A 25,989-nucleotide genomic window follows, 5' to 3' on the forward strand; every position below is an offset into this window, starting at 1 on the left:
CCATGCAGCCCTGGAACGCGGCCTGGCGCGAGCGCGCGCTGCCGGAGCTGGCGGCGCGGGACTGGGACCTGATCGTCGTCGGCGGCGGCATCACCGGTGCCGGCATCCTCCGCGAGGCGGCTAGGCGGGGCTGGAAGTGCCTGCTGCTGGAGCAGCGCGATTTCGCCTGGGGCACCTCCAGCCGCTCCTCGAAGATGGTCCACGGCGGCCTGCGCTACATCGCCAAGGGCCAGTTCGGCCTGACCCGCGACTCGGTGCGCGAGCGCCAGCGCCTGCTGGCCGAGGCGCCGGGACTGGTCGATCCGCTGAGCTTCGTCATGCCCCACCGCGGCGGCTTTCCCGGCCCCCGTGTGTTCGGCAGCCTGCTGGCGGTCTACGACGCCCTGGCCGGCAAGCGCAACCACCTCTATCACTCGCTGCAGCAATTGCGTTTCCTCACTCCCGGGCTGGATGAGGCGAAGTTGCAGGGCGGCACGCAGTTCTTCGACGCGGTCACCGACGACGCGCGCCTGGTGATGCGCGTGCTGGCCGAGGCCCGCCGCGACGGCGGCGAGGCGCTCAATGGTGTGCGCGTGGTGGAACTGACCCGCGAGCAAGGCCGGGTGACCGGCCTGGTGGCGGAAGACATCGAGAGCGGCCGGCGCTTTTCACTGCGCACCCGCGCCGTGGCCCAGGCCACCGGCGCCTGGGCCGATCGCCTGCGCCGTCGCGAGGGCAGCGAGCACATCCGCCCGTTGCGTGGCAGCCACTTGCTGCTGCCCGGCTGGCGCCTGCCGCTGGCCCACGCCATCAGCTTCATGCACCCGGACGATGGCCGGCCGGTGTTCGTCTTCCCCTGGGAAGGCGCGACCGTGGTCGGCACCACCGACCTGGACCACCGCGAAGAACTGGACCTGGACGCGCGCATCAGCCCCGGGGAAGTCGACTACCTGCTGGCCGCCTGCCGCGAGCAGTTCCCGGCCGCCGCCATCGGGCGCGCGGACGTGCTCTCCACCTGGGCTGGCGTGCGCCCGGTGGTGAGCGATGGCGAAGGCTCGCTGAAGCCTTCCGACGAGAAGCGTGAACACGCGCTGTGGATCGAACCCGGCTGCGTGACCCTGGCCGGCGGCAAGCTGACCACCTTCCGCCTGCTGGCGCTGGAGGTGCTGCGTGCCTGTGCGGCCTTCACCGGCCGTGCCGTGGACGATCTCGGCGCGGCGGTGTTCACCCCGGCGCCGGGAACGAACCTGGCAGGCCTGGGGCCCCTGGTGCATCGGCGCCTGGTGGGGCGGCACGGCCCTGAGCTCGCCGCCATCGCGCGGCTGGTCGAGGCGCTGGGCAGCGAGCGCGTCGGCGCCACCGATACGCTCTGGGCGGAACTCGCCTGGGCGGCCGAGGGCGAAATGGTGCTGCACCTGGACGACCTGCTGTTGCGTCGCACCCGCCTGGGCCTGCTGCTGCCTGGCGGCGGCGCGGCGCTGATGCCGCGCGTCCGTACGCTGTGCCAGGCTCGCCTCGGCTGGAGCGACGCGCGCTGGGAAGACGAGGAACGGGCCTATGCTGCGCTCTGGCAGCGCAGCTACAGCCTGCCCGCAGAATAAGAACAAGGAATCCACCGTGAGCGAGAAGAGCTACCTGCTGGCGATAGACAACGGCACCCAGAGCGTGCGCGCGCTGCTGTTCGACCTGGACGGTAACCTGGTGGGCAAGGGCAAGGTGCCGCTGGAGGCCTATTACTCCAGGCAGCCCGGCTGGGCCGAGCAGGACCCGGAGTACTACTGGTCGAGCCTCGCCGAGGCCTGCCGCCTGCTGTGGGAGTCCGTGGACATCGACCGCAGCCTGATCCGTGGCGTCTCGGTCACCACCCAGCGCGGCACGGTGATCAACGTCGACGAGCAGGGCCAGCCGCTGCGCCCGGCGATCATCTGGCTGGACCAGCGCCGCGCCGAGGTCGAGGGGCGTATCAAGGGCCCCTGGGGCTGGCTGTTCCGCCTGCTGCGCATCGAAGGCACGGTGGACTATTTCCGCGCCCAGGCCGAGGTGAACTGGGTGTCGCAGCACCAGCCGGACATCTGGCAGCGGACCCACAAGGTGCTGCTGCTGTCGGGCTTCCTCACCCATCGCCTGTGTGGCCGCTACGTGGATTCGGTGGCCTGCCAGGTGGCCTACCTGCCGTTCGACTACAAGCGCCTGGACTGGGCCTCGCCCAGGGACTGGAAGTGGCAGGCGATGCCGGTGCGCCGCGAGCAGTTGCCGGACCTGTTCAAGCCCGGCGAGCGCCTGGGCAGCATCAGCGCCGAGGCCAGCCGCCTGACCGGTATCCCCGAGGGCCTGCCGCTGATCGCCGCCGGCGCCGACAAGGCCTGCGAGGTGATGGGCTCGGGCGGGGTGGAGCCGGACACGGCGTGCCTGTCCTACGGCACCACGGCGACCATCAACACCACCCGGCGCAGCTACCTGGAGACGATTCCCTTGATCCCGCCCTACCCGGCGGCGATCCCCGACCACTTCAACACCGAGGTGATGATCTACCGCGGCTTCTGGATGGTCAGCTGGTTCAAGCAGGAGTTCGGCCTGCGCGAGATGCAACGGGCCAAGGAGCTGGGCGTGGAGCCCGAGGCGCTGTTCGATGAACTGGTCGACAGCGTGCCGCCGGGCTCCATGGGCCTGATGCTGCAGCCCTACTGGACGCCGGGCATCCGCGAACCGGGGCTGGAGGCCAAGGGCTCGATCATCGGTTTCGGTGACGTGCACACCCGCGCGCACATCTACCGCGCCATCCTCGAGGGCCTGGCCTATGCGCTGCGCCAGGGCAAGGAGCGCATCGAGAAGCGCTCGGGCACGCCGATCAGGCGCCTGCGTGTCTCCGGTGGCGGCTCGCAAAGCGATGCGGCCATGCAGTTGACGGCGGATATCTTCGGCCTGCCGGCCGAGCGTCCGCATGTCTACGAAACCTCGGGGCTGGGCGCGGCCATCGATTGCGCGGTGGGGCTGGGGCTGCACCCGGACTTCCCCACGGCGATCCGCGCCATGACCCGTGTCGGCCAGGTGTTCCACCCGGACCCGCAGGCGCAGCGCACCTACGAGCGGCTCTACCAGGGCGTTTACCAGCGCATGTACCGGCAGCTGAAGCCGCTGTACCAGAAGATCCGCGAGATCACCGGGTATCCGGCGTGATGGCGCCGCCCGGCGTCTCGGTGGTGGGCGTATCGCGAAGGAATTCGCTCCCGCACATGCGAAGGCGGTTTAGCGCGGAATGAAAAACGCCCCCGGAGTGGAACCCCGGGGGGCGTTTTCGTTGCGGGCCTGATCAGGCGACGTCGACCAGCACGATCTCGGTGTCTTCGCTGGCGGTGAAGCTCAGCACCTCGACATCGCGTATCGCCACGCCGTCGCGCGCCTCGGCGGCCACGCCGTTGACTTCATAACGGCCCTGGGCAGCCACCAGGTAGGCCTTGCGGCCGTTCTCCAGGCGGTATTCCGCCTGCTGGCCAGCCTTCAGGGTGGCGGCTACCAGGCGGGCGTTGGCGCGGATTGGCAGGGCATCGCTGCCCTCGTCTATGCCGCTGGCCAGGGTCACGAAGCTGCCGGCGCGTTCACCTTTCGGGAAGGGCTTGGCACCCCAGGACGGCGCGGCGCCGAACTCGGTGGGCATGATCCAGATCTGGAAGATCTTGGTCGTCTCGCCTTCCAGGTTGTACTCGCTGTGGGCGATGCCGGTGCCCGCGCTCATCACCTGCACGTCGCCGGCTTCGGTGCGGCCCTTGTTGCCCAGGTTGTCCTGGTGGGTGATCGCGCCTTCGCGGACGTAGGTGATGATTTCCATGTCCCGGTGCGGGTGCGGCGGGAAGCCACTGTTGGCGGCGATCTCGTCATCGTTCCAGACGCGCAGCTGGCCCCAGTTCATCCGCGCCGGGTCGTGGTACTCGGCGAAGGAGAAGTGGTGACGGGCGTTGAGCCAGCCGTGATGGGCACCGCCGAGCTGGTTGAAGGGGCGTACTTCGATCATGGGAATCTCCTCGTTGCTCGCAGGTGGTTGGGCTCTGCGGCGTGTTGGAGGCCATTTTTCATCAAGTTCGTATCGACAAAAAGCGTAAATAATTCAACAAACAGATCGACATATTAGATATTTGTGTAATCCGTCTCTGACGCTTGTCTGAAGTTGTTCCTACGGTGCGAGGCATATACTCGACCGATTCCCCGGTGAATGGAGTGGTTCATGAGCGAGCGCAAGGCGTTGCTGATCCTGCATGGAAAACAGGCACTGAACGAGGAGGTGCGCGCAGCCGTGCAGGCGCGTCGCGATGCGGGATGGGAACTGGCGGTGCGCGTCACCTGGGAGGGCGGCGACGCCCGGCGCATCGTCGGCGAGGCGCTGGACGCCGGTTACCGGACCCTGATCGCCGGCGGTGGGGACGGTACCTTGCGCGATGTCGCCGAGGCCATGGCGCTGGCCGGGGAGGACGCGAGCCTGGCGTTGCTGCCCCTGGGCACCGCCAACGACTTCGCCCGTGCCGCCGGCGTGCCGTTGCTGCCTGGCGAGGCGCTGGCGCTTCTGGACGTGGCGCCCCGGTCGATCGACCTGGGCGAGGCGGATGGGCGGCTGTTCCTCAACATGGCCACCGGCGGCTTCGGTTCGAAGATCACGGCCAACACGTCCGAGGACCTGAAGAAGGTGCTGGGCGGCGCGGCCTACTTTCTCACCGGGCTGACGCGATTTTCCGAGGTGCACTCGGCCTTTGGGCGCTTCAAGGGGCCTGACTTCGAATGGGAGGGCGAATTCCTCGCCGTGGGCATCGGCAATGGCTGCCAGGCCGGCGGTGGCCACGTGCTGTGTCCCAATGCGCGGGTGGACGACGGGTTGCTGGAGTTGTGCATCGTGCCGGCCCCGCAGGACGTGGTGGGCACGCTCGGCACCCTGCTTTCAGGCGGCATCGGCGGGGTGGACGCGGTGTCGGTGAGTGCGCGCCTGCCCTGGGTCGAGGTGGAGGCGCCCGAGGGGCTGGACATGAATCTCGACGGAGAACCCATGGAATGCAGGCAGGTTCGCTTCAATGCGCGCCGCGACGCACTACGCTTACATCTGCCGGACGGTTCTCCGCTGTTGCAGGACGGACGGCAGTAACCGGCTTCTGGTGCCGTCGACCCGCCTGGTGCATGATGGCGCCAGGCCATGATCGCTACAGTTATACGGCCCTCTGCCGATAACGCAGGTGCAGCCGCAGTCTGGCTCGAACATTCAACAGGAGCACGCAATGGCCGGTATTCTCGACACAGTCGATCAACGCACCCAGCTGGTGGGCGAGAACCGCCTGGAAATCCTCATGTTCCGCCTGGCCGGCCGCCAACTGTTCGCCATCAACGTGTTCAAGGTGCAGGAAGTCCTGCAACTGCCGAAGCTGACCCTGATCCCCCAGCGCCATCCCTTCGTCTGCGGCGTGGTCAACCTGCGCGGCCAGACCCTGCCGGTGATCGACCTGTCCCGCGCCATCGGCATGCGCGCGCTGGTGCCGGATGAACGCAGCACCATCATCGTCACCGAGTACAACCGCTCCGTGCAGGCCTTCCTGGTGGGGGGCGTGGATCGCATCCTCAACCTCAACTGGGAGTCCATCCAGCCGCCGCCCGGCGGTGCCGGCCGCCAGCACTACCTGACGGCCATCACCAAGGTGGAGGACCAGATCGTCGAGATCATCGACGTGGAAAAGGTCCTGGCCGAGATCGTGCCGATGAGCACCCGGGTGTCCGAGGAGCGCCTGAGCAACCCGCTGCTGGACAAGGCCCGTGGCCGCGAAGTGCTGCTGGTGGACGATTCCAACGTCGCCCTGACCCAGCTGCGCGAAACCCTGTCGCAACTGGAGATCCGCACCCACGTAGCCAGCGACGGCCTCAAGGCGCTGAACCTGCTGAAGAAGTGGGCCGATTCCGGCGAGGTGATGACCGACAAGCTGCTGATGATCTTCACCGACGCCGAGATGCCGGAGATGGACGGCTACCGCCTGACCACCGAGATTCGCAACGACCCCCGCCTGCGCGACCTCTACGTGGTGATGCACACCTCGCTCTCCGGCAGTTTCAACGACGCCATGGTAAAGAAGGTCGGCTGCGACAACTTCCTCTCCAAGTTCCAGCCGGACAAGCTGGTGGACGTGGTGGCCGACCGCCTGAAGAAGGATGAGTGACCTTTTTGCGAGCCGGGGTTGAGGCCCCGGCCCGCGATTCCGTATAACGGGGCCTTCGCTGACCGCCCAAGGATGCCGGCCCCATGTTGCGTCTCTCCGCCCTCTATCGTTTTCCCATGAAATCCGCCATCGGCGAACGCCTGGAGCGTGCCGAGCTCGATGGCCTCGGGCTGGCCGGCGATCGGCGCTGGATGCTGGTGGACGCGAGCAATGGCCGCTTCCTCACCCAGCGCGCGCTGCCGCAGATGTCGCAGCTGAGCGCGTTGTGGAACGCCGAGGGCGGCCTGACCCTGGCCACCGCCGGCCGGCCGTCGCTCGACGTGAAGCTGCCCGATCCCGACAGCGACCTGCGCGGGACCTTCATCTGGAAGGATTCCATGCGGGTACCCGATGCCGGCGATGAGGCCGCCGACTGGCTCAGCGCCTTCATCGGCAAGCCCACACGCCTGGTGCACGTGCCCGAGAAACGCGCCCGGGATATCCCCGGTAGCCTGCTGCCGGAGGAGAAGGTCGGTTTCGCCGATGGCTTCCCGCTGCTGCTGATCGGCCAGGCCTCGCTGGATGATCTTTCCAGCCGCGTCGGCCGTCCGTTGGAGATGCTGCGCTTCCGTCCCAACCTGGTGGTGGAGGGCGGCGCGCCCTTCGCCGAGGACGAGTGGAAGCGCATCCGCATCGGCGGCGTCGAGTTCAGCGTCGCCAAGGGCTGCACCCGTTGCATCCTCACCACCATCGACCCCGCCACCGGTGAGCGCAGCCCCGACCGCGAGCCCCTCACCACCCTCAAGACCTACCGTGAGCGTGAGGGCGAGGTCTATTTCGGCCAGAACCTGATCAACCGTTCCAACGGCACGCTGGAAGTGGGGATGGACGTCGAGGTGCTGGAGTAACCCCGCAGCGGATTTCATCCAGGAAACGAAACGGGCGCCACATGGGCGCCCGTTTGCATTCCGGCGAGGGATCACTGGTCGTCGAAGAAACGCTCGTGCCAATCCACCAGGGGCTGCGGGGCGTTGAGCTTCTGGCCGTAGATCACCGAGTAGGACAGTACGTTCTGCACGTACTGGCGGGTTTCGTCGAAGGGGATGCTTTCCACCCAGACGTCGAAGGCCAGGTGGTTGGCCCCCTTGAGCCACTGGCGCACGCGACCGGGGCCGGCGTTGTAGGCGGCGGAGGCGAGTACGCGGTTGCCGTTGAACTGGCCGTGCACCTGGCTGAGGTAGGCGGCACCGAGCTGGATGTTGACGTCCGGGTTCAGCGCCTGTTGCGGCGAGGCCAGGGGGATGCCGAACTTGCGTGCGGTCTCCTTGGCGGTGCCGGGCATCAGCTGCATCAGGCCCATGGCGCCGACGCCCGAGCGCGCATCGGCCATGAAGGCGCTTTCCTGGCGGGTGATGGCGAAGACCCAGCTGGAGTGCAGGCCGCGCAGGCGTGCCTGCTGGGTGAGGGAGGTGCGGTGGGCCATGGGGAAGCGGATGTCCAGGTCGTCCCAGTACTGGGCCTGGCTGATGGTGCGGATGGCCGGGAAATACCACTGCATGTCGTAGGCGAGCTTGGCCTGGGCGACCAGTTCGTCGCGGCTGAACAGGCGGCTTACGTAGTACCACTCGCGGCGACCATCGACGATCTGGCCGCGATCGTGGAATTCCAGTGCGCGGCGGATGCCGGCGGTGTTGCGTACCTTCTGCACCAGGCGCGGGTCGAGGGCCAGCGGCTTGTTGTTGAGCTGGTAGGGCGCCTGGATGCGGTCGGCGGCGAGGAAGCCGTAGAAGTCGCGCTCCTTGGCCAGGGGCTGGTAGAGGCGGGCGGCTTCGCCGCTCTGCGGCTGGGCCAGTTGCAGGCTGCGGGCCTGCCAATAGCGCCAGCGGTTGGTGTTCGCCAGCTCGGCGGGCATCTGCTTGGTCAGCTTGTAGGCGTCGTCCCACTGGCCCAGGCGCAGCAGCAGGCGCGCGCGCCACTCGCTGACGGTGTTGTCGCGCAGCTTGGGGTCGTACTGGGTCATGACCTTGAGGGCGCGCGAGTCGTAGCGCTTGGCCAGGGTCAGGCCGATCTCGCGGGCGATGGCGACCTTCTCGCTGCTGGAGAACTTCATCCGTGCGGCGTAGCCATCAAGCAGGCCCATGGCTTTTTCAGGGTCCTGGCGGGCCAGGCGGCGCAGGCCCAGGCCGACCACATCGCCCATGGCCTTGTCGGCCGGTGCGAAGCGGGCTGTCTGGCTCAGCATCTGCGGGTTCTGCGCGACATCCAGCAGCAGCTTGCCCTGGGCCTGCAGGGTCGGCAGGCCCTTGACCAGGAAGCCGGCCAGGCCGTAGTTGCGCGCCTCGGCGGCGAGCTTGGCGCGACGCCAGCGCATCTGCTCGGTCATCTGGCCTTCGGCGCGCCAGAGGTCGAAGAGCACGTCGCAGGCTTCCGGCTGGGACTTGCCCACCAGCCAGAGCTTCTCGGCGCTCTTGTAGCCCTCGGCCTTGAGGCCGTTCTTGATCTGGTACTGGCCATAGAGGCAGTCCAGTTCGGTGAAGTTCATCTTCGGGTCGTAGTAGTTGACGAAGGTCTTCCACTCGCCGCGTTCGGCCAGCCAGCGCAGCCAGCGCAACTTCATCCAGTTGGCCTGGGGCAGGTCGCCATGCTCGGCGAGGAACTTCTCGATCTCGTCGTTGCTGGCCCATTTCAGGCGCGCGGTCAGCTCGTCATAGGCGAGATAAGGCTCCAGCGGGTAGTCGGCCAGGGCCGTGGCATAGCGCTTGTAGGGGCCGCTGTCGCCCTTGGCGAGGGCACGCTTGGCCTCGTCGTACATCTGACGTTGCTGGGCAAGAGGGACCGCGTGGGCTGCATCGAGGGTGACGGTGGTGAGAAGCAGGCAGGAGAACAGGCTGAGCAGACGACCGCGCATGACACTTCCGGGTAGAGAAATCGTATGGGGCAACGGCCTGGCCGCCACCGGACCTGCGTAGCTTAGCCTGTTGCCCGGCCCGGGTGAAATCCGATCCGGCGGAGGAAACATGATGAAAAAATGGCGGATATGCCGGGGCGCAAACCGGGTAGAATGCGCCCCCTGTTTTCGGAGGCGCCCATGACCCTGCTCAAGTTCAGCGATGTATCCCTTGCCTACGGCGCCATGCCGCTGCTGGACAAGGTGTCATGGCAGATAGCCCGTGGCGAGCGGGTGTGCATCATCGGTCGCAACGGCACCGGCAAGTCGAGCATGCTGCGCCTGGTCAAGGGCGACCAGCATGGCGATGACGGCGAGATCTGGCGCGCCCCGGGCCTGAAGATCGGCGAGTTGCCGCAGGAGTTGCCGCGCGCCGACGACCGCACGGTGTTCGACGTGGTGGCCGAGGGGCTGGCTGGCGTCGGCGCGCTGCTGGCCGAGTATCACCACCTCAGCCAGAACATCCACGGCGACGAAGACCTGAACAAGCTGATGCACGTGCAGCAGGAGCTCGAGGCGAAGGATGGCTGGCGCCTGCAGCAGCTGGTGGACAGCACCCTGAGCCGCCTGCAACTGCCGGCGGACAAGACCCTGGCCGAGCTTTCCGGCGGTTGGCGTCGCCGCGTGCTGCTGGCCCAGGCGCTGGTTTCCGAGCCGGACCTGCTGCTGCTGGACGAGCCCACCAACCACCTGGACATCGGCGCCATCGCCTGGCTGGAAGAAGCGCTCATGGGCTTCGGCGGCGCCGTGCTGTTCATCACCCACGACCGCTCGTTCCTGCAGAACCTGGCGACGCGCATCCTCGAACTGGACCGTGGCCACCTGATCGACTGGAACGGCGACTACGCCAGTTTCCTGGTGCACAAGGAGCAGCAACTGGCGGCGGAAGAGACCGCCAACGCGCTGTTCGACAAGCGCCTGGCCCAGGAGGAGGTGTGGATCCGCCAGGGCATCAAGGCCCGCCGTACCCGTAACGAGGGGCGCGTGCGCGCGCTGAAGGCCATGCGTGCCGAGCGTGCCGATCGCCGTGAGCGCCAGGGCAAGGCCACCATCCAGCTGGAGTCCGCGGAGAAGTCGGGCAAGCAGGTGATGGTCGCCGAGGGCGTGAGCTTCGCCCATCCGGGCGGCGCGCCGCTGATCCGCGATTTCTCCCTGGTGCTGCAGCGCTCCGACCGCATCGGCCTGCTGGGCGCCAACGGCACCGGCAAGACCACGCTGCTCAAGCTGCTGCTGGGCGACCTGGAGCCGACCAGCGGCAAGATCGAGGTCGGCACCAAGCTGGAGGTGGCCTATTTCGACCAGTTGCGTCACCAGCTCGAGCCCGAGAAGACGGTGATCGACAATATTTCCGAGGGCCGCGACTTCATCTCCATCGATGGCCAGAACCGCCATGTGCTGAGCTACCTGGGCGACTTCCTGTTCAGCCCGCAGCGTGCTCGCACGCCGGTCAAGGCGCTGTCGGGCGGTGAGCGCGCGCGCCTGTTGCTGGCCAAGCTGTTCAGCAAGCCGGCCAACCTGCTGGTGCTGGACGAACCGACCAACGACCTGGACGTGGAAACCCTGGAGCTGCTGGAGGAAGTGCTGCTGAACTTCCCGGGCACCGTGCTGATGGTCAGCCACGACCGGGCCTTCCTCGACAACGTGGTGACCAGCACCCTGGTGTTCGAGGGGGAAGGGCGCGTGCGCGAGTACGTAGGTGGCTACCAGGACTGGCTGCGCCAGGGCGGTTCGCCGCGCCTGCTGGGCGTGGGCGAGACCAAGTCCGGCAAGGCCGAGCCCACCGCTACGGTCGCTCCGGCCCCCGTCGAGCCCGCACCGGTAGCGACCGCCAGCGAGGCGCCGAAGAAGAAACTCAGCTACAAATTGCAGCGTGAGCTGGAAGCGCTTCCCGGCCAGATCGAGACCCTGGAAGCGGAGATGGCGGCGGTACAGCAGGAAATTTCCGACCCGGCGTTCTACCAGCGGCCCGCGGAGCAGACCCGTGCCGTGCTGGAGCGTTTCGAGCAGCAACAGCAGGAGCTGGATCGCCTGCTGGAGCGCTGGGCCGAACTGGACGACTGAAGAATCACCGAGCTGGAGAGCCCATGGCTGTCGAGTACCGCATCACCCTGGATGACGAACACGAGTTCAGCTACCGCATCGAGCTGGATCGTCAATACGATCAGGAGCGCGCGCTGGCCGCGCCGAAATGGACGCGCCTGGAGTTCCAGCAGTGCAGCAACTGCCCGCTCTCCAGGGACAAGTTCAGCCATTGCCCGGCGGCGGTCGACCTGCACCGGGTGATCGAGGACTTCCACGGGCTGCCTGCATTCAAGAAGGCGGTGTTCCTGGTGCGCACCCCGGAGCGGGAGTACACCAAGCAGGTGGGCCTGGAAGAAGGGTTGCGGGCGTTGCTCGGGGTGATCATGGCGACCAGTGCCTGCCCGGTGCTGGGCCGCCTCAAGCCGATGGCCCAGCAGCACCTGCCGTTCGCCAGCAACCAGGAGTTCATCCTGCGCGCCGTATCGCTCTATCTCGCGCGGCAGTACTTCAATTTCCGCGAAGGGCGGCATGCGGACTGGGAGCTGAAGGGGCTGGTGCGTCTGTTCCAGCAATTGCAGCTGGTCAACCAGGCGTTCTGGCAGCGCATCCATGATGTGTGCGATGGCGATTCGAACCTGAAGGCCTTCCTGACCTTCTTCTCGATGGCATCAAGCATGACCTACTCGCTGGAAACCCAGCTGCAGAAGATCCGCCCGCTGGTCATGAGCGCCGACGAAGGCTTCTTCTGAGGCCTCCGCCGGCGGGTGGGTCAGTCGTTCTTCTTGAGGCGGACGGCGATCACGTCGCAGGGCGCACCATGCAGGACGTCATTGGCGGTGGAGCCCAGCAACAGGGCGAGACCGTGGCGGCCGTGGCTGCCGACGACGATGAGGTCGCAGCCCTGTTCCTCGGCGAGTCGGTGGATTTCCTGGCGCGGCTGGCCGTAGGCCAGGTGGCGCTGTTCGGCGAGCAGTTCCGGGTAGAGGCCGGCGAAGCCATCCAGGCGTTCCCGTGCCTGTTCGAACTGCTGCTGCTGGAGCATCGAGAGGTCCATGGGTACGTCACCGCCGAAGGCCATGGCCATGGGTTCGACGATATGCACCAGCGACAGCTTGGCCTGGGTCGCCAGGGCAAGAGCCTGGGCACGGCGCACCACCGGGTGGCACTCGTCGGTGAGGTCGACGGCGACCAGAATGTGCTTGTAGGGCATGGGTGACTCCTCCTTAAGGTTTGCGCTTGGACTCAGTATGGCCGCCACGGGTGCCCGGCGGCATGATTTTCATCATGGGATGACGTTATGACCCTCTGGTTGGTGCTATTTCTCCTGCTCGCCGTGCTCAGCCCGCTGGTCTGGCTGGTGCCTTCCAAGGGGCAGCGAGGGCGCATGGAGTTGCGCATGCAGGCGAGGCGGATGGGGCTGGCCATGCAGCTCTCGCGCCAGGAGTGGCCCCATTGGTTGCCGGTGGAGCCACCTGCCTCCTGTGCTCAATATCACCGCCCCCGCCCTCGCGGGGCTCCCGGTTCCTGGTGCTACTGGCAGGTGGCGCCCGGGCAGTGGCAGAACCAGTGGCGCGAGCCGCTGGAGGACCCGGTGATGCTGGCGCGCTTTGCGGGGCTGCCGGCGGATGTCTACAAGATCGAGGCCAATTCCCAGATGATCGCCCTGTGCTGGGGCGAGCGGGGCACGCCCGAGGACCTGCAGCGCATCGTCGAGGTGCTGCGCGCGGTGGTCTGATGCAGGTGTCGCCCGGGCCACTCCACGGGCCCGGGTGGGGGCGGGGTTCTTCAGAGCTGCGTTGCGGCGTACTGGGCCGAAACGCCTTCGAGCCCCTCGATGATGCTGTCGGAATACTTGTTGATCAGGAACGGCACGCTGTTTTCGTTGTAGTTCTGCAGCGATTTCTCGATGTAGCGCCATTTCGTGCCGATGCTGGTGAGCGCCTGCTTGATCTGCGGGGTGTTCTTCGGCTGCTGCTCAAGGGCTGCCAGCTGGCCGGCGAAGTCGCGCGCCAGTTCGTCGATGGGCTTGCCTTCGCCACCGCCGAAGAAGGACGCGCCGACCGAGGCGCTGCGAGAGGCGTAGTCGACGGCGATGGTCTGCATCAGCAGGCTCTGCTCGCGGCTTTGCTGGGTCAGCGGGGGGACGTTGACGCCGCTTTCCTGCTGGATCTTCCCGTAGAGCTCCTTGGCCATGGCCAGCAGCTTCTGGTTGCGGGCGGTCATGTCGGCGATGGGTTGCAGGTCGGTGAAACCCTTGGTCTTGAGCGCGACGACCAGGTTGGTCAGCTCACCGGAGTAGTCCTTCCATTGCTCGCCCAGTTGCGCGCGTAGGGCCTTGGACCCGTCGCCCGGCATTTCGGTCAGCTCCTTCAGGCGTGCATCCGCTTCCTGGACGGACTCATCGATCATCCGCGCGTAGCGCTGGTCGCCCTCCATGCCGTTGTACATATAGAAGTCGCCCAGGCTCTTCTGCGCGGCGAGGCGCATCTGGTGCAGCTTGAGCAGGCTGGTGGCGGGGTCGGCGGCTTGAGCGGGGATGGATAGGGTGGAAAGGGTGAGCAGGGTGCCCAGCAGAATGGCAAGCGTACGGCTCGTCATGTCGCTACTCCGTGTGCCTCTAGGGCGTCATCTAGTTGTTTTTGTTATTCGGCCTGTCCCGGCCGTAACGCGCGACTCTACCCGCCGCGCTGGCGTTTGGCTAGCGTGCGGCACGTCACGTTATCGAGCCTTCCGTCGCCTGCCTGATGGCTTGTCATAACCATCCTGCATGTTGCTTTCCAGAGGGTTGCCGGGCCTGCGCAAAGGCTGGTGGCAGAGCGGGTTGAGCGTGGCTGTACGGTCACGAAGCACAATTGACAACAGCGGACTTTTCCGTGAATGTGTGCGCACCCAAATCAAACGGGCGTATGAATTGAGCGTTTGTCTTACAGAAACGTCCAATAACTACCCGATATCGCGTCGGCGGGTGTGCCGGACCGAATCGGACTAAGCTCGACGGCAATGCCTCGAGCCGGTTCGCCGGTTGGCTCCGATGTGTACTGTTCAGCTTCCATACCGTGGAGATCAGTTGATGATTTACGAAGGTAAAGCCATCACGGTTAAGGCTCTTGAGGGCGGCATCGTCGAACTGAAGTTCGACCTCAAGGGTGAGTCCGTCAACAAGTTCAACCGTCTTACCCTCAATGAGCTGCGTCAGGCGGTTGATGCCATCAAGGCCGATGCGTCGGTCAAGGGCGTTATCGTCAGCAGTGGCAAGGACGTGTTCATCGTCGGTGCGGACATCACCGAATTCGTCGACAACTTCAAGTTGCCCGACGAGGAGCTGGTGGCAGGCAACCTCGAAGCCAACAAGATCTTCAGCGATTTCGAAGACCTGCAGGTTCCGACCGTGGTTGCGATCAATGGCATCGCCCTCGGCGGCGGCCTGGAAATGTGCCTGGCCGGTGACTACCGCGTCATGAGCGAGACCGCCAAGATCGGCCTGCCTGAAGTCAAGCTGGGCATCTACCCGGGCTTCGGCGGCACCGTGCGCCTGCCGCGCGTGATCGGTACCGACAACGCCATCGAGTGGATCGCTTCCGGCAAGGAAAACAAGGCCGCCGACGCCTTGAAAGTGGGCGCCGTCGACGCCGTCGTCGCCCCTGCGAAACTCCAGGAAGCCACTCTGGACCTGGTCAAGCGCGCCATCTCCGGCGAGCTGGACTTCAAGGCCAAGCGCCAGCCCAAGCTGGAGAAGATCAAGCTCAACGCCATCGAGCAGATGATGGCCTTCGAAACCGCCAAGGGTTTCGTGGCTGGCCAGGCCGGTCCGAACTACCCGGCTCCGGTCGAAGCCATCAAGACCATCCAGAAAGCCGCCAACTTCGGTCGTGACAAGGCGCTGGAAGTCGAGGCCGCCGGCTTCGTCAAGCTGGCGAAGACCCCGGTCGCTGCCAGCCTGATCGGCCTGTTCCTGAATGACCAGGAACTGAAGAAGAAAGCCAAGCAGCACGACGAGATCGCTCGCGACGTGAAACTGGCCGCCGTACTCGGCGCCGGCATCATGGGCGGCGGCATCGCCTACCAGTCGGCTTCCAAAGGCACTCCGATCCTGATGAAGGATATCCGCGAAGAGGGTATCCAGATGGGGCTGTCCGAGGCTTCCAAGCTGCTCGGCAAGCGCGTCGAGAAAGGCCGCATGACCCCGGCCAAGATGGCCGAGGCCCTGACCGCCATTCGCCCGACCATGTCCTACGGCGACTTCGGTGCCGTCGACATCGTCGTCGAAGCCGTGGTCGAGAACCCGAAAGTCAAGCAGATCGTGCTGGCCGAAGTGGAAGGCGTGGTTCGCGAGGATGCCATCCTGGCTTCCAACACCTCCACCATCTCCATCAGCCTGCTGGCCAAGGCGCTGAAGCGTCCTGAGAACTTCGTCGGCATGCACTTCTTCAACCCGGTGCACATGATGCCCCTGGTCGAAGTCATCCGTGGCGAGAAGTCCAGCGAAGTGGCCGTGGCCACCACCGTTGCCTACGCCAAGAAGATGGGCAAGAACCCGATCGTGGTCAACGACTGCCCCGGCTTCCTGGTCAACCGCGTACTGTTCCCGTACTTCGGCGGCTTCTCCAAGCTGCTGGGCTTCGGCGTCGACTTCGTGCGCATCGACAAGGTCATGGAGAAGTTCGGCTGGCCCATGGGCCCGGCCTACCTTTCCGACGTAGTCGGCATCGACACCGGCCACCACGGCCGTGACGTGATGGCCGAAGGCTTCCCGGACCGCATGGCCGTGGAAGGCAAGACCGCCGTCGACGTGATGTACGAGGCCAACCGCCTGGGCCAGAAGAATGGCAAGGGCTTCTACGCCTATGAAACCGACAAGCGCGGCAAGCCGAAGAAGGTCTCCGATCCGGAAGCCTACGAGCTGTTGAAGTCCATCGTCGTTGAGCAGCGTGAGCTGACCGACGAAGACATCATCAACTTCATGATGATCCCGCTGTGCCTGGAAACCGTTCGTTGCCTGGAAGACGGCATCGTCGACACCGCAGCCGAGGCCGACATGGGCCTGATCTACGGTATCGGCTTCCCGCCCTTCCGTGGTGGTGCACTGCGTTACATCGACTCCATCGGTGTAGCCGAATTCGTTGCCCTGGCCGACAAGTACGCCGAACTGGGCGCGCTGTACCACCCGACCGCCAAGCTTCGTGAAATGGCCGCCAAGGGCCAGAAGTTTTTCGGTTAATCGCGGAACGAACAGAGCGAGAGTAGAAATATGAGCCTGAATCCTAGAGATGCAGTCATTGTCGACTTCGGCCGTACCCCGATGGGTCGTTCCAAAGGCGGCATGCACCGCAATACCCGTGCCGAGACCATGTCGGCACAACTGATCAGCGGCGTCCTGGCCCGCAACACCAAGCTGGACCCGGCTGAAGTCGAAGACGTGATCTGGGGCTGCGTGAACCAGACCCTGGAACAAGGCTGGAACATCGCACGCATGGCGTCGCTGATGACCCAGATCCCGCACACCAGCGCCGGCCAGACCGTCAGCCGCCTGTGCGGCTCCTCCATGAGCGCCCTGCACACCGCCGTGCAGGCCATCCAGACCGGCAACGGCGACGTGTTCGTCGTCGGTGGTGTGGAGCACATGGGCCACGTCGGCATGATGCATGGCGTCGATCCGAACCCGCACCTGTCCCTGTACGCCGCCAAGGCCTCGGGCATGATGGGCCTGACCGCCGAGATGCTGGGCAAGATGCACGGTATCAGCCGCGAGCAGCAGGACGCCTTCGGTGAGCGTTCCCACCGCCTGGCACACAAGGCTACCGTCGAAGGCAAGTTCAAGGATGAAATCATCCCGATGCAAGGCTACGACGAGAATGGCTTCCTGAAGGTGTTCGACTTCGACGAGACCATCCGTCCGGAGACCACCATCGAAAGCCTGGCCGCCCTGAAGCCTGCGTTCAACCCGAAAGGCGGCACCGTGACTGCAGGTACGTCCTCGCAGATCACCGACGGCGCCTCCTGCATGATCGTGATGAGCGCCCAGCGCGCCCAGGATCTCGGCATCCAGCCGATGGCCGTGGTGCGTGCCATGGCGGTCGCGGGTGTCGACCCGGCGATCATGGGCTACGGCCCGGTGCCGTCCACCCAGAAGGCGCTCAAGCGCGCCGGCCTGAGCATGGACGACATCGACTTCGTCGAACTCAACGAAGCCTTCGCCGCTCAGGCCCTGCCCGTGCTGAAGGACCTGAAACTCCTCGACAAGATGGAGCAGAAGGTCAACCTGCACGGCGGCGCCATCGCTCTGGGTCACCCCTTCGGCTGCTCCGGTGCGCGTATCTCCGGCACCCTGCTGAACGTGATGAAGCAGAACGGCGGTACCCTGGGCGTGTCCACCATGTGCGTGGGTCTCGGCCAGGGCATCACCACCGTCTTCGAACGCGTCTAAGCGTCCGCTGATGGAAAAGACCGGGGCCTGGGTGCCCCGGTTTTTTGCTTTCATGGGGCTTATTTCGTCAACGGGGCTGGCCAGCGGGCGCGCGAGTGGGCACCATGCGCACCCTTCGCGAACCGGACCATAGATGGACACGAGGGGGAACATGAGCCTGCAACCTGGACTCTATCGTCACTACAAAGGGCAGCAGTACCGTGTGATCGGTACGGCGCGCCATTCCGAGACCGAAGAAGAGCTGGTGGTCTATCAGGCTCTCTACGGCGAGCACGGCCTCTGGGTCCGCCCGCTGAGCATGTTCACCGAGACGGTCGAGGTGGATGGCGAGCAGATCGCCCGCTTCGCTTTGGTGACTGCCGAGTCAGATCTCTTTCCGCGTCGCTGAGGTATCCCGGGGCGGCGGGCAAGCTTGACCTCGTCTCGTTCGCCACTATATATAGCGGTGCCGCGTCAGGCGGTCCCGCCTTTCATTTATCGAATTCAGGAAATTTCCGATCCATGGGCAAATCGCTGGTCATCGTGGAATCCCCGGCCAAGGCCAAGACCATCAACAAGTACCTGGGCAACCAGTACGTGGTGAAGTCGAGCATCGGCCATATCCGTGACCTGCCTACCAGCGGTTCGGCCAGTGCCAGCAAGGAACCGGTGAAGCGCGGCAAGGCGGCCGCGTCCGAGGCTCCGGCGCTATCGCCCAAGGAAAAGGCCAAGCGCCAATTGTTCACCCGCATGGGCGTCGACCCCGAGCACGGCTGGAAGGCGAAGTACGAGATCCTTCCCGGCAAGGAGAAGGTGATCGAGGAACTGCGCCGACTGGCCAAGGATGCCGACACCATCTATCTCGCAACCGACTTGGACCGCGAAGGGGAGGCCATCGCCTGGCACCTGCGGGAATCCATCGGCGGTGATGACAGCCGCTACAAGCGCGTGGTGTTCAACGAAATCACCAAGAAGGCCATCCAGGAGGCCTTCTCCCAGCCCGGCGAGCTGGATATCAACCGCGTCAACGCCCAGCAGGCGCGCCGCTTCCTCGACCGCGTGGTGGGCTACATGGTCTCGCCGCTGCTGTGGCAGAAGATCGCCCGCGGCCTGTCCGCCGGTCGCGTGCAGTCGGTGGCGGTGAAGCTGGTGGTCGAGCGTGAGCGTGAGATCCGTGCCTTCGTGCCCGAGGAGTACTGGGAAGTCCACGCCGATCTGGGCACTGCCAAGGGTGCCAACGTACGCTTCGAGGTGGCCAAGGAGAACGGTGCGGCCTTCAAGCCGCTGAACGAAGCCCAGGCCATGGCCGCGCTGGAGCAGCTCAAGTCCTCCAGCTACAGCGTGCAGAAGCGTGAAGACAAGCCGACCTCCAGCCGTCCGTCAGCGCCTTTCATCACCTCCACCCTGCAACAGGCGGCGAGCAACCGCCTGGGCTTCGGGGTGAAGAAGACCATGATGATGGCCCAGCGTCTCTACGAGGCGGGCTACATCACCTATATGCGTACCGACTCGACCAACCTCTCTGCCGACGCCATCACCATGGTGCGTGGCTTCATCGAGGGCGAGTTCGGTGAGAAGTATTTGCCCGCCAAGCCGAACTTCTATTCGAGCAAGGAAGGCGCCCAGGAGGCCCACGAGGCCATCCGCCCCTCGGACGTCAATCTCAAGCCGACCCAGCTGTCGGGCATGGAGCGCGACGCCGAGCGCCTGTACGACTTGATCTGGCGCCAGTTCGTGGCCTGCCAGATGCCGCCGGCCGAGTACCTGTCCACCAGCGTCAGCGTGGCGGCGGGCAACTTCGAGCTGCGTGCCAAGGGCCGCATCCTCAAGTTCGACGGCTACACCCGCGTGTTGCCGCAGCAGAGCAAGCCGGGCGAGGACGACGTACTGCCCGACATGAAGGAAGGCGAGGCACTCAAGCTGATCAAGCTCGATCCCAGCCAGCACTTCACCAAGCCGCCGGCGCGCTTCTCCGAGGCCAGCCTGGTCAAGGAGCTGGAAAAGCGTGGCATTGGCCGCCCATCCACCTATGCCGCGATCATTTCCACCATCCAGGAGCGGGGCTATGTGACGGTGCATAACCGTCGCTTCTACTCCGAGAAGATGGGTGACATCGTCACCGAGCGTCTGAACGAGAGCTTCTCGAACCTGATGGACTATGGCTTCACCGCCGGCATGGAAGAGAACCTGGACGACGTGGCTCAGGGGGAGCGCGACTGGAAGAACCTGCTTGACGAGTTCTACGGCGACTTCAAGAAGAAGCTGGAAGTGGCCGAAGTCGCTGACAGCGGCATGCGCGCCAACCAGCCGACCCCGACCGAAATCGCCTGCCGTGAGTGCGGCCGGCCGATGATGATCCGTACCGCTTCCACCGGCGTGTTCCTGGGTTGCTCGGGCTACAGCCTCCCGCCGAAGGAGCGCTGCAAGGCCACCATCAACCTGGTTCCGGGTGACGAGATCGCCGCGGACGATGAAGGTGAGTCCGAGTCCCGGGTGCTGCGTGGCAAGCATCGCTGCCCGATCTGCAGCACCGCTATGGATGCCTACCTGCTGGACGAGACCCGCAAGCTGCATATCTGCGGTAACAACCCGGATTGCGCGGGCTACGAGATCGAGCAGGGCCAGTACCGCATCAAGGGCTATGAAGGCCCGAGCCTCGAATGCGACAAGTGCGGCAGCGAGATGCAGCTGAAGACCGGCCGTTTCGGCAAGTTCTTCGGGTGCACCAACCCCAGCTGCAAGAACACCCGCAAGCTGCTCAAGAATGGCGAGGCTGCGCCGCCGAAGATCGACCCGATCAAGATGCCCGAGCTCAAGTGCGAGAAGGTGGATGACACCTACGTGCTGCGCGATGGTGCTTCGGGTCTGTTCCTGGCCGCCAGCCAGTTCCCGAAGAACCGCGAGACTCGAGCGCCCCTGGTGCTGGAACTGATTCCGCACAAGGACGAGCTCGATCCCAAGTACCACTTCCTGCTCAGTGCGCCGGCCAAGGATCCTGACGGTCGTCCGGCGGTCATTCGTTTCAGTCGCAAGACCAAGGAGCAGTACGTGCAGTCCGAAGTGGACGGCAAGCCGACCGGCTGGCGTGCCTTCTTCGACGGCGGCAAGTGGAAGGTCGAAGACAAGCGTTGATTGGCGGTTGCGCGCCTGCCTGGGTGGGCGCGCATACTACCGATCTGATCCAGCAGGAGTGGCCGTCATGGCGCATGAGCTCTATACCCGCACGAACCAGAAACTCTACTTCGCCGGCCTGGCGCTGGAGTCCTTGCGCAAGGCTGAGGAAGGGCGGGCGATGAATGCCCAGGCGCTGGTTCAGGCAGAGCGCGAAGCGGCCTTGTTCCATCTGCATGGTGCGTTGCTCGGTCTCTGCCACGAGATCGCCGGGTTCTACCGGTTGCCTCAGGCTGCCGCGCCGCGCCCGGAATTGCTGTTGACCGCTGACGTGCTCGCCGCCGCGCCGAGCCCCGAGTTGTCCGAACTGGTCGAACTGGCCCAGCAGCCTGAAACCTGGCTGGCCGAACTGCTGGCTGCGCACGCTGCACTGTTCCTGCCGCCCCAGGCGCCAAAGAAGGCGAAGGTCGACCCGGCGATGCCACTGATCCAGGCTGTAAGTGTGGATGACGAGCCGACGCCTCTGTCCGGAGTGACCCTGGAAGAGTGGCGGCAGAACTTGAAGGCACTGGCGTTGCGCTTCCGTGAGGGGCTGTCGGAGTGCTGAGTAGATCGATGGGCTAGGGCGGCCCGTCAGCCGGCTGGTACAATGCCCGCCTTTAGTGGAGAGATGACCCCATGCCAACGTCCTTTCTGGAAATAGTCGAGCTGCCCGACGGCCGCATCATCCTGCGCCGCGCGGAAGACGAGGAGGCGTTGGTTACGCTGGACTTCTCTTCCGACGCCAAGGCGTTCCTGCAAGGGCATCACCTGGAAGTCGCCAAGGCCATGCTCAACGTGGGCGTACAGATGGCCGGTCGTCTGGCTGAAGGTGAAGTGGACCACGACGAAGGCCCGCGCGTCCTGCATTGATGGACGCTTGGTCGGCTCCTTCGGAACCGATTATTCCCCTCGACTGTTACCAATCCATTGCGGCCTTGTTCCGGTTGTGGGCTCGATTCCTATCCCAGCCGGATGTTTAGGCTTTGTGCACCACCCTGGCGTGCTGCCTGGGCGAGCGCTTGTTTCTCCGTCCGGTTCAAGCGCAGCCAGCTGACTACGGTGTGGCTACGGCCTAGTCGAAGGGCTTCGCATGTCAATTCCAGCGCACTGCGCTCTCCCCGGGGCTCGAGGAGCAGGATGCGCTCGCGATTCAGCCCGGCATCCCGCAACCAGCCCTGGGTAAGGCTGGCGGGCGCGCCGATCAATGTCAGCCAGCGGGCATCCTGCTCCTGGCTGAGTTCGCGAAGGATGGGGGCTAGCAGGTGGCGGCAATGCCCGGCAGCGCCGCTCAGCGACAGCTCGCTGAAGGCTTCGGGTTCCTCTTCCCATTGCTCGTCGAGATCCAGCACAAGTGGCACCGGGCTGGCGACTATGGCGTCATGGAAAAGCGGTAGTTGGGTTCGGCCAAACGATTGCGGGAACTGCATGACGCCTCCTGTTAGCGGCGGATGACGCCGACGCTCAAGCCTTCGATGACCAGATCCCGCTCCTGAAGGTCCACCTCGATCGGTGCGAAATCCGGGTTTTCGGCGATCAGCCAGACCTTGTTGCCCTCGCGTTTGAAACGCTTGACGGTGACCTCGTCATCCAGGCGGGCTACGACGATCTGGCCGTTGCGGGCCTCGCGGGTGGTATGGACGGCGAGCAGGTCTCCATCGTGGATGCCGACATCCTTCATGCTCATGCCGCTCACGCGCAGCAGGTAGTCGGCGCGGGGATGGAAGAACTCTGGGTTGATCCGGCAGGATTCTTCGATGTTCTGCTGGGCGAGTATGGGAGCGCCGGCAGCAACGCGACCGATGATCGGCAGGCCGTCTTCCTCGGTGCTGGGCTCGAAGCCGGGGATGCGGATGCCGCGGGAGGCGCCGGGGGTCATCTCGATCGCCCCCTTTCGGGCCAGCGCCTTGAGGTGCTCTTCGGCAGCATTGGGCGACTTGAAGCCCAGTTCCTGGGCGATTTCCGCACGGGTGGGCGGATAGCCGTTGTCTTCGATGCAGCGCTTGATGAACGCGAGGATCTCGGCTTGGCGGGGCGTGAGTTTCAGCATGTCGGCGCTCTGTCTTTTTATACAGTGACTGGAATTATATACAGTGATCATCGCTTGGCAACAAGTCTTCTCTGCGTCCTTTCGCCGTGTGGCTTGTGGCTCTAGTGACTTGCCTGTCGTCTTGCGTGAATATGGCGCCTGCGAGCCGTGACCGGGGCGTCAGAAGATGGTGTGCGCGACTTGACAAGGCAGCGGCTTGAAACGTATGTTTCAAACAAGTGTTTGTCAGGCGGAGGAGCCATGGCCCAGTCGGAAACCGTCGAACGCATTCTTGATGCTGCGGAACAGCTGTTCGCGGAGAAGGGCTTCGCCGAGACTTCGTTGCGTTTGATCACCAGCAAGGCGGGTGTGAACCTGGCTGCTGTGAATTATCACTTCGGCTCGAAGAAGGCGCTGATCCAGGCGGTGTTCTCGCGCTTCCTCGGGCCTTTTTGCCAGAGTCTGGAGCGTGAGCTCGATCGCCGGCAGGCGAAGAGCGAGGCGCGCGCGACGCTCGAGGAGCTGCTTGAGATGCTGGTGGAGCAGGCGCTGGCGGTGAAGCCACGCAGCGGCAATGACCTGTCCATCTTCATGCGCCTGCTGGGGCTGGCGTTCAGTCAGAGCCAGGGCCACCTGCGCAAGTACCTGGAAGAGGTATACGGCAAGGTCTTCCGTCGTTACATGCTGCTGGTCAACGAGTCGGCGCCCAAGGTGCCGCCACTTGAGCTGTTCTGGCGCGTGCATTTCATGCTCGGTGCCGCCGCGTTCAGCATGTCCGGCATCAAGGCGCTGCGCGCGATGGCCGAGACCGATTTCGGCGTGAACACTTCCATCGAACAGGTGATGCGCCTGATGGTGCCCTTCCTGGCAGCCGGAATGCGTGCCGAGACCGGGCTGTCCGACGAGACCCTTTCAAAAGCGGTCCTGAAACCGCGCAGCAAGTCCCCGAGCACGCCTGCCAAGGCCTGATCCTGGTGGGCGAGGGCAGGGGGATCGGCTAAGCTAGCGCCCCATGCCCGACCTCGATCTCCTCCATATTTCCATCGCCGACCAGCGCCTCTATGGCTTCGCCGGAGAGCGCCTGGTGCTGCGTCTTCCCGTTTCCACCGCGCTCAACGGCGTCGGTGAGCAGAGTGGCTCCAATCGCACGCCTCGCGGCCTTCACCAGGTGCGAGCGAAGATCGGCGAGGGGCTGCCGCAAGGCGCCGTGCTGCGCGGCCGTCGCTGGACCGGCGAGACCTGGACGCCCGAGTTGCACGCGCAGTTCCCCGGTCGCGACTGGATACTCAGTCGCATCCTCTGGCTGAGCGGTTGCGAGCCCGGGCGCAACCGCCTGGGCAAGGTCGACACCATGCGTCGCTACATCTACCTGCACGGCACGCCGGACACCGAGCCCATGGGCGTACCGCTGTCCCATGGCTGCGTGCGCCTGCGCAATGCCGACCTGCTTGAACTCTTCCCCCGCGTTCCCGTCCATTGTGCGGTGCGGATCGATGAAGCGCCCCGGCCTGACTGGGCTGCGGCAGAACTCTCCTAAGGAATCCCATGCAAGGCTCTCTGATGCTGGACATCGGCGGCACCTGGCTGACCGCTGAGGATCGCCAGATCCTGCGGCAACCGGAAGTGGCCGGCCTGATCATCTTCGCGCGCAATATCGAGGACCCGCGCCAGGTGCGCGAACTCTGCGCCTCCATCCGCGCCCTGCGCCCGGACCTCATTCTCGCCGTCGACCAGGAAGGCGGGCGCGTGCAGCGTCTGCGCCAGGGGTTCGTGCGCCTGCCGGCCATGCGCGCGCTGGCCGACAACATCAATGCCGAGGCGCTGGCCCGGCAGTGCGGCTGGCTCATGGCGACCGAAGTCCTGGCCGTCGGGCTGGACATCAGCTTCGCCCCGGTGCTCGACCTTGATCACCAGCGCAGCGCCGTGGTCGGCAGCCGTGCCTTCGAGGGCGATCCGCAGCGCGCCACCGACCTGGCCGGTGCCTTCATCGAGGGCCTGCGTGCCGCCGGCATGGCGGCCACCGGCAAGCACTTCCCCGGCCACGGCTGGGCGGAAGCCGACTCCCACGTCGCCATTCCCACGGATGAGCGCAGCCTGGAGCAGATCCGCGCCGCGGACCTGGTGCCCTTCACCCGCCTGGCGCCCGAGCTGGACGGCATGATGCCGGCCCACGTCATCTATCCACAGGTCGACTCGCAGCCCGCCGGTTTCTCGCGCCGTTGGCTGCAGGACATCCTGCGTGGCGAGCTGAAGTACACCGGGGTGATCTTCAGCGACGACCTGTCCATGGCCGGCGCCCACGTGGTGGGTGACGCCGCCGAGCGCATCGAGGCCGCGCTGAGCGCAGGCTGCGACATGGGCCTGGTGTGCAACGACCGTGCTGCCGCCGAGCTGGCCCTGTCGCGCCTGCAACGTCTCGGGGTGACGCCGCCTGCGCAGCTCGCGCGCATGCGCCGCCGCGCTTTCCCGGGCACCGAATACCGTCAAGACCCGCGTTGGCAAACGGCGATCGCCGCCCTGCGCGAAGCCCAGCTGATCGACTGAAGGAAGCGAAATGACCGTTTACGCGATTATCGGTGGCACCGGCCTCACCCAGCTCGAAGGCCTGACCATGAAGGCGCTGCTCAACCCCGAGACGCCCTACGGCGCGCCCTCGGCGGGCATCGTCCAGGGCGATTACGCCGGGCGCGACCTGCTGTTCCTCGCCCGCCATGGCCACCCGCACCGCATTCCTCCGCACCAGGTCAACTACCGTGCCAATCTCTGGGCGCTCAAGCAGGCTGGCGCCCAGGCGGTGGTCGCGGTCAATGCGGTGGGCGGTATCAACGCCGCCATGGGCACCGGGCACCTCGTTGTGCCGCACCAGCTGATCGACTACACCCACGGGCGTACCGACACCTTCTTCGAAGGCGAGCTGGACCATGTGACCCACATCGATTTCAGTCATCCCTACGACGAGGCGCTGCGGCAGAAGCTGCTCACCGCACTCGCCGCCACCGGGCACGCGCACAGCGACCACGGCGTGTATGGCTGCACCCAGGGCCCGCGCCTGGAGACGGTCGCCGAGATCGCCCGCATGGAGCGCGATGGCTGTGATCTGGTGGGGATGACCGGCATGCCCGAGGCCGTGCTTGCCCGTGAGCTGGACCTGCCCTACGCCTGCATCTCGCTGGTGGTCAATCCGGCTGCCGGCAAGTCCAGCGGCATCATCACCATGGCCGAGATCGAGGCCGCCCTGGCCGACGGTATCGGCAAGGTGCGCGAAGTCCTCGTCCGCCTGTTCAAGGCCTGACCGGCC

General features: G+C 65.3%; 24 protein-coding genes. 18 read left to right on the forward strand and 6 right to left on the reverse strand.

The genetic code is table 11. The features are described 5' to 3' along the window. The first annotated feature begins 2 nt into the window (after nucleotides 1–2). Both WFQ67_RS09120 and WFQ67_RS09125 read left to right on the forward strand, forming a co-directional pair. On the forward strand, nucleotides 3–1,580 hold the full coding sequence (locus tag WFQ67_RS09120) for a glycerol-3-phosphate dehydrogenase/oxidase (RefSeq protein ID WP_337056648.1): 1,578 nt from the start codon (nucleotides 3–5) through the stop codon (nucleotides 1,578–1,580). 16 nt (nucleotides 1,581–1,596) lie between these two features. Next, a complete protein-coding gene (locus tag WFQ67_RS09125) occupies nucleotides 1,597–3,156 on the forward strand; it encodes an FGGY-family carbohydrate kinase (RefSeq protein WP_263153323.1) in 1,560 nt (519 codons plus the stop codon). A gap of 133 nt (nucleotides 3,157–3,289) precedes the next feature. Here the strand turns inward: WFQ67_RS09125 and WFQ67_RS09130 are convergent, their stop codons facing one another. Further along, nucleotides 3,290–3,988 carry a pirin family protein gene (locus tag WFQ67_RS09130; RefSeq protein WP_111262731.1) on the reverse strand — a complete coding sequence of 233 codons (699 nt, stop codon included), beginning with the start codon at nucleotides 3,986–3,988 and terminating at the stop codon, nucleotides 3,290–3,292. A 210-nt stretch (nucleotides 3,989–4,198) separates the two neighbouring features. Here WFQ67_RS09130 and yegS point away from each other — a divergent pair, with 210 nt between their 5' ends. The 3 genes from yegS to WFQ67_RS09145 all read left to right on the forward strand — a co-directional run bounded on the left by yegS (nucleotide 4,199) and on the right by WFQ67_RS09145 (nucleotide 7,048). Further along, the gene (yegS, locus tag WFQ67_RS09135) at nucleotides 4,199–5,104 is read left to right on the forward strand and encodes a lipid kinase YegS (protein WP_173173737.1); all 906 of its coding nucleotides are present in this window, start codon (nucleotides 4,199–4,201) and stop codon (nucleotides 5,102–5,104) included. Nucleotides 5,105–5,234: 130 nt separating this feature from the next. Continuing rightward, nucleotides 5,235–6,161, forward strand: coding sequence for a chemotaxis protein CheV (locus WFQ67_RS09140; protein ID WP_213628909.1), 927 nt, complete (start codon nucleotides 5,235–5,237; stop codon nucleotides 6,159–6,161). Between the two features lie 83 nt (nucleotides 6,162–6,244). Then, complete coding sequence (locus WFQ67_RS09145; RefSeq protein ID WP_173173740.1) at nucleotides 6,245–7,048, forward strand: MOSC domain-containing protein; 804 nt, start codon at nucleotides 6,245–6,247, stop codon at nucleotides 7,046–7,048. A gap of 71 nt (nucleotides 7,049–7,119) precedes the next feature. Here WFQ67_RS09145 and WFQ67_RS09150 read toward each other — a convergent pair whose 3' ends face one another. Further along, the gene (locus WFQ67_RS09150) at nucleotides 7,120–9,048 is read right to left on the reverse strand and encodes a transglycosylase SLT domain-containing protein (RefSeq protein ID WP_337056649.1); all 1,929 of its coding nucleotides are present in this window, start codon (nucleotides 9,046–9,048) and stop codon (nucleotides 7,120–7,122) included. A gap of 180 nt (nucleotides 9,049–9,228) precedes the next feature. Here WFQ67_RS09150 and WFQ67_RS09155 point away from each other — a divergent pair, with 180 nt between their 5' ends. Together WFQ67_RS09155 and WFQ67_RS09160 are read left to right on the forward strand one after the other, a co-directional pair. Beyond that, on the forward strand, nucleotides 9,229–11,148 hold the full coding sequence (locus WFQ67_RS09155; RefSeq protein ID WP_213628911.1) for an ATP-binding cassette domain-containing protein: 1,920 nt from the start codon (nucleotides 9,229–9,231) through the stop codon (nucleotides 11,146–11,148). A gap of 23 nt (nucleotides 11,149–11,171) precedes the next feature. After that, nucleotides 11,172–11,858 (forward strand): DUF6901 family protein, encoded by a 687-nt coding sequence (locus WFQ67_RS09160; RefSeq protein ID WP_173173747.1) that lies wholly within the window; start codon nucleotides 11,172–11,174, stop codon nucleotides 11,856–11,858. Nucleotides 11,859–11,878: 20 nt separating this feature from the next. On the opposite strand, the gene WFQ67_RS09165 is transcribed toward WFQ67_RS09160, so the two are convergent. Then, entirely contained in the window at nucleotides 11,879–12,319 is a 441-nt protein-coding gene (locus WFQ67_RS09165; protein WP_111262738.1) for a universal stress protein, read from the reverse strand. 87 nt (nucleotides 12,320–12,406) lie between these two features. Between WFQ67_RS09165 and WFQ67_RS09170 the strand changes: the two genes are divergently transcribed. Then, entirely contained in the window at nucleotides 12,407–12,844 is a 438-nt protein-coding gene (locus tag WFQ67_RS09170; RefSeq protein WP_337056650.1) for a hypothetical protein, read from the forward strand. Nucleotides 12,845–12,894: 50 nt separating this feature from the next. On the opposite strand, the gene WFQ67_RS09175 is transcribed toward WFQ67_RS09170, so the two are convergent. Then, on the reverse strand, nucleotides 12,895–13,707 hold the full coding sequence (locus tag WFQ67_RS09175; protein WP_213628913.1) for a hypothetical protein: 813 nt from the start codon (nucleotides 13,705–13,707) through the stop codon (nucleotides 12,895–12,897). 472 nt (nucleotides 13,708–14,179) lie between these two features. On the opposite strand from WFQ67_RS09175, the gene fadB reads away from it, so the two are divergent. The 6 genes from fadB (at nucleotide 14,180) to WFQ67_RS09205 (ending at nucleotide 21,535) form a co-directional block, all read left to right on the forward strand. Further along, nucleotides 14,180–16,327: a fatty acid oxidation complex subunit alpha FadB gene (gene fadB / locus WFQ67_RS09180; protein WP_213628914.1), complete on the forward strand. Its 2,148-nt coding sequence runs from the start codon at nucleotides 14,180–14,182 to the stop codon at nucleotides 16,325–16,327. A 30-nt stretch (nucleotides 16,328–16,357) separates the two neighbouring features. Then, nucleotides 16,358–17,533, forward strand: coding sequence for an acetyl-CoA C-acyltransferase FadA (gene fadA / locus WFQ67_RS09185; RefSeq protein ID WP_173173756.1), 1,176 nt, complete (start codon nucleotides 16,358–16,360; stop codon nucleotides 17,531–17,533). Nucleotides 17,534–17,684: 151 nt separating this feature from the next. Further along, complete coding sequence (locus WFQ67_RS09190; protein WP_111262743.1) at nucleotides 17,685–17,921, forward strand: DUF1653 domain-containing protein; 237 nt, start codon at nucleotides 17,685–17,687, stop codon at nucleotides 17,919–17,921. Between the two features lie 113 nt (nucleotides 17,922–18,034). Further along, nucleotides 18,035–20,644, forward strand: coding sequence for a type I DNA topoisomerase (topA, locus tag WFQ67_RS09195; RefSeq protein WP_337056651.1), 2,610 nt, complete (start codon nucleotides 18,035–18,037; stop codon nucleotides 20,642–20,644). Nucleotides 20,645–20,711: 67 nt separating this feature from the next. Then, nucleotides 20,712–21,230, forward strand: a complete 519-nt coding sequence (locus tag WFQ67_RS09200; protein WP_213628916.1) for a DUF6586 family protein — start codon at nucleotides 20,712–20,714, stop codon at nucleotides 21,228–21,230. Between the two features lie 71 nt (nucleotides 21,231–21,301). Then, nucleotides 21,302–21,535, forward strand: coding sequence for a hypothetical protein (locus WFQ67_RS09205; RefSeq protein WP_111262746.1), 234 nt, complete (start codon nucleotides 21,302–21,304; stop codon nucleotides 21,533–21,535). 89 nt (nucleotides 21,536–21,624) lie between these two features. On the opposite strand, the gene sulA is transcribed toward WFQ67_RS09205, so the two are convergent. Together sulA and lexA are read right to left on the reverse strand one after the other, a co-directional pair. After that, entirely contained in the window at nucleotides 21,625–22,092 is a 468-nt protein-coding gene (gene sulA / locus WFQ67_RS09210; RefSeq protein ID WP_213628917.1) for an SOS-induced cell division inhibitor SulA, read from the reverse strand. A gap of 11 nt (nucleotides 22,093–22,103) precedes the next feature. After that, nucleotides 22,104–22,712, reverse strand: coding sequence for a transcriptional repressor LexA (gene lexA, locus WFQ67_RS09215; protein ID WP_111262748.1), 609 nt, complete (start codon nucleotides 22,710–22,712; stop codon nucleotides 22,104–22,106). 240 nt (nucleotides 22,713–22,952) lie between these two features. On the opposite strand from lexA, the gene WFQ67_RS09220 reads away from it, so the two are divergent. From WFQ67_RS09220 to WFQ67_RS09235, 4 genes are read left to right on the forward strand one after another with little or no spacing between them, the layout of a single operon-like run. Then, complete coding sequence (locus WFQ67_RS09220) at nucleotides 22,953–23,660, forward strand: TetR/AcrR family transcriptional regulator (RefSeq protein WP_111262749.1); 708 nt, start codon at nucleotides 22,953–22,955, stop codon at nucleotides 23,658–23,660. Between the two features lie 43 nt (nucleotides 23,661–23,703). Beyond that, on the forward strand, nucleotides 23,704–24,228 hold the full coding sequence (locus WFQ67_RS09225; RefSeq protein ID WP_337056653.1) for a L,D-transpeptidase: 525 nt from the start codon (nucleotides 23,704–23,706) through the stop codon (nucleotides 24,226–24,228). A gap of 8 nt (nucleotides 24,229–24,236) precedes the next feature. Beyond that, complete coding sequence (gene nagZ, locus WFQ67_RS09230) at nucleotides 24,237–25,235, forward strand: beta-N-acetylhexosaminidase (protein ID WP_337056654.1); 999 nt, start codon at nucleotides 24,237–24,239, stop codon at nucleotides 25,233–25,235. A gap of 10 nt (nucleotides 25,236–25,245) precedes the next feature. Further along, nucleotides 25,246–25,983, forward strand: a complete 738-nt coding sequence (locus WFQ67_RS09235) for an S-methyl-5'-thioinosine phosphorylase (protein ID WP_111262752.1) — start codon at nucleotides 25,246–25,248, stop codon at nucleotides 25,981–25,983. Nucleotides 25,984–25,989 lie beyond the last annotated feature (6 nt).

Source organism: Pseudomonas sp. USHLN015 (genome assembly GCF_037153275.1).
In the GTDB taxonomy this organism is placed as follows: Bacteria; Pseudomonadota; Gammaproteobacteria; order Pseudomonadales; family Pseudomonadaceae; genus Metapseudomonas; species Metapseudomonas tohonis.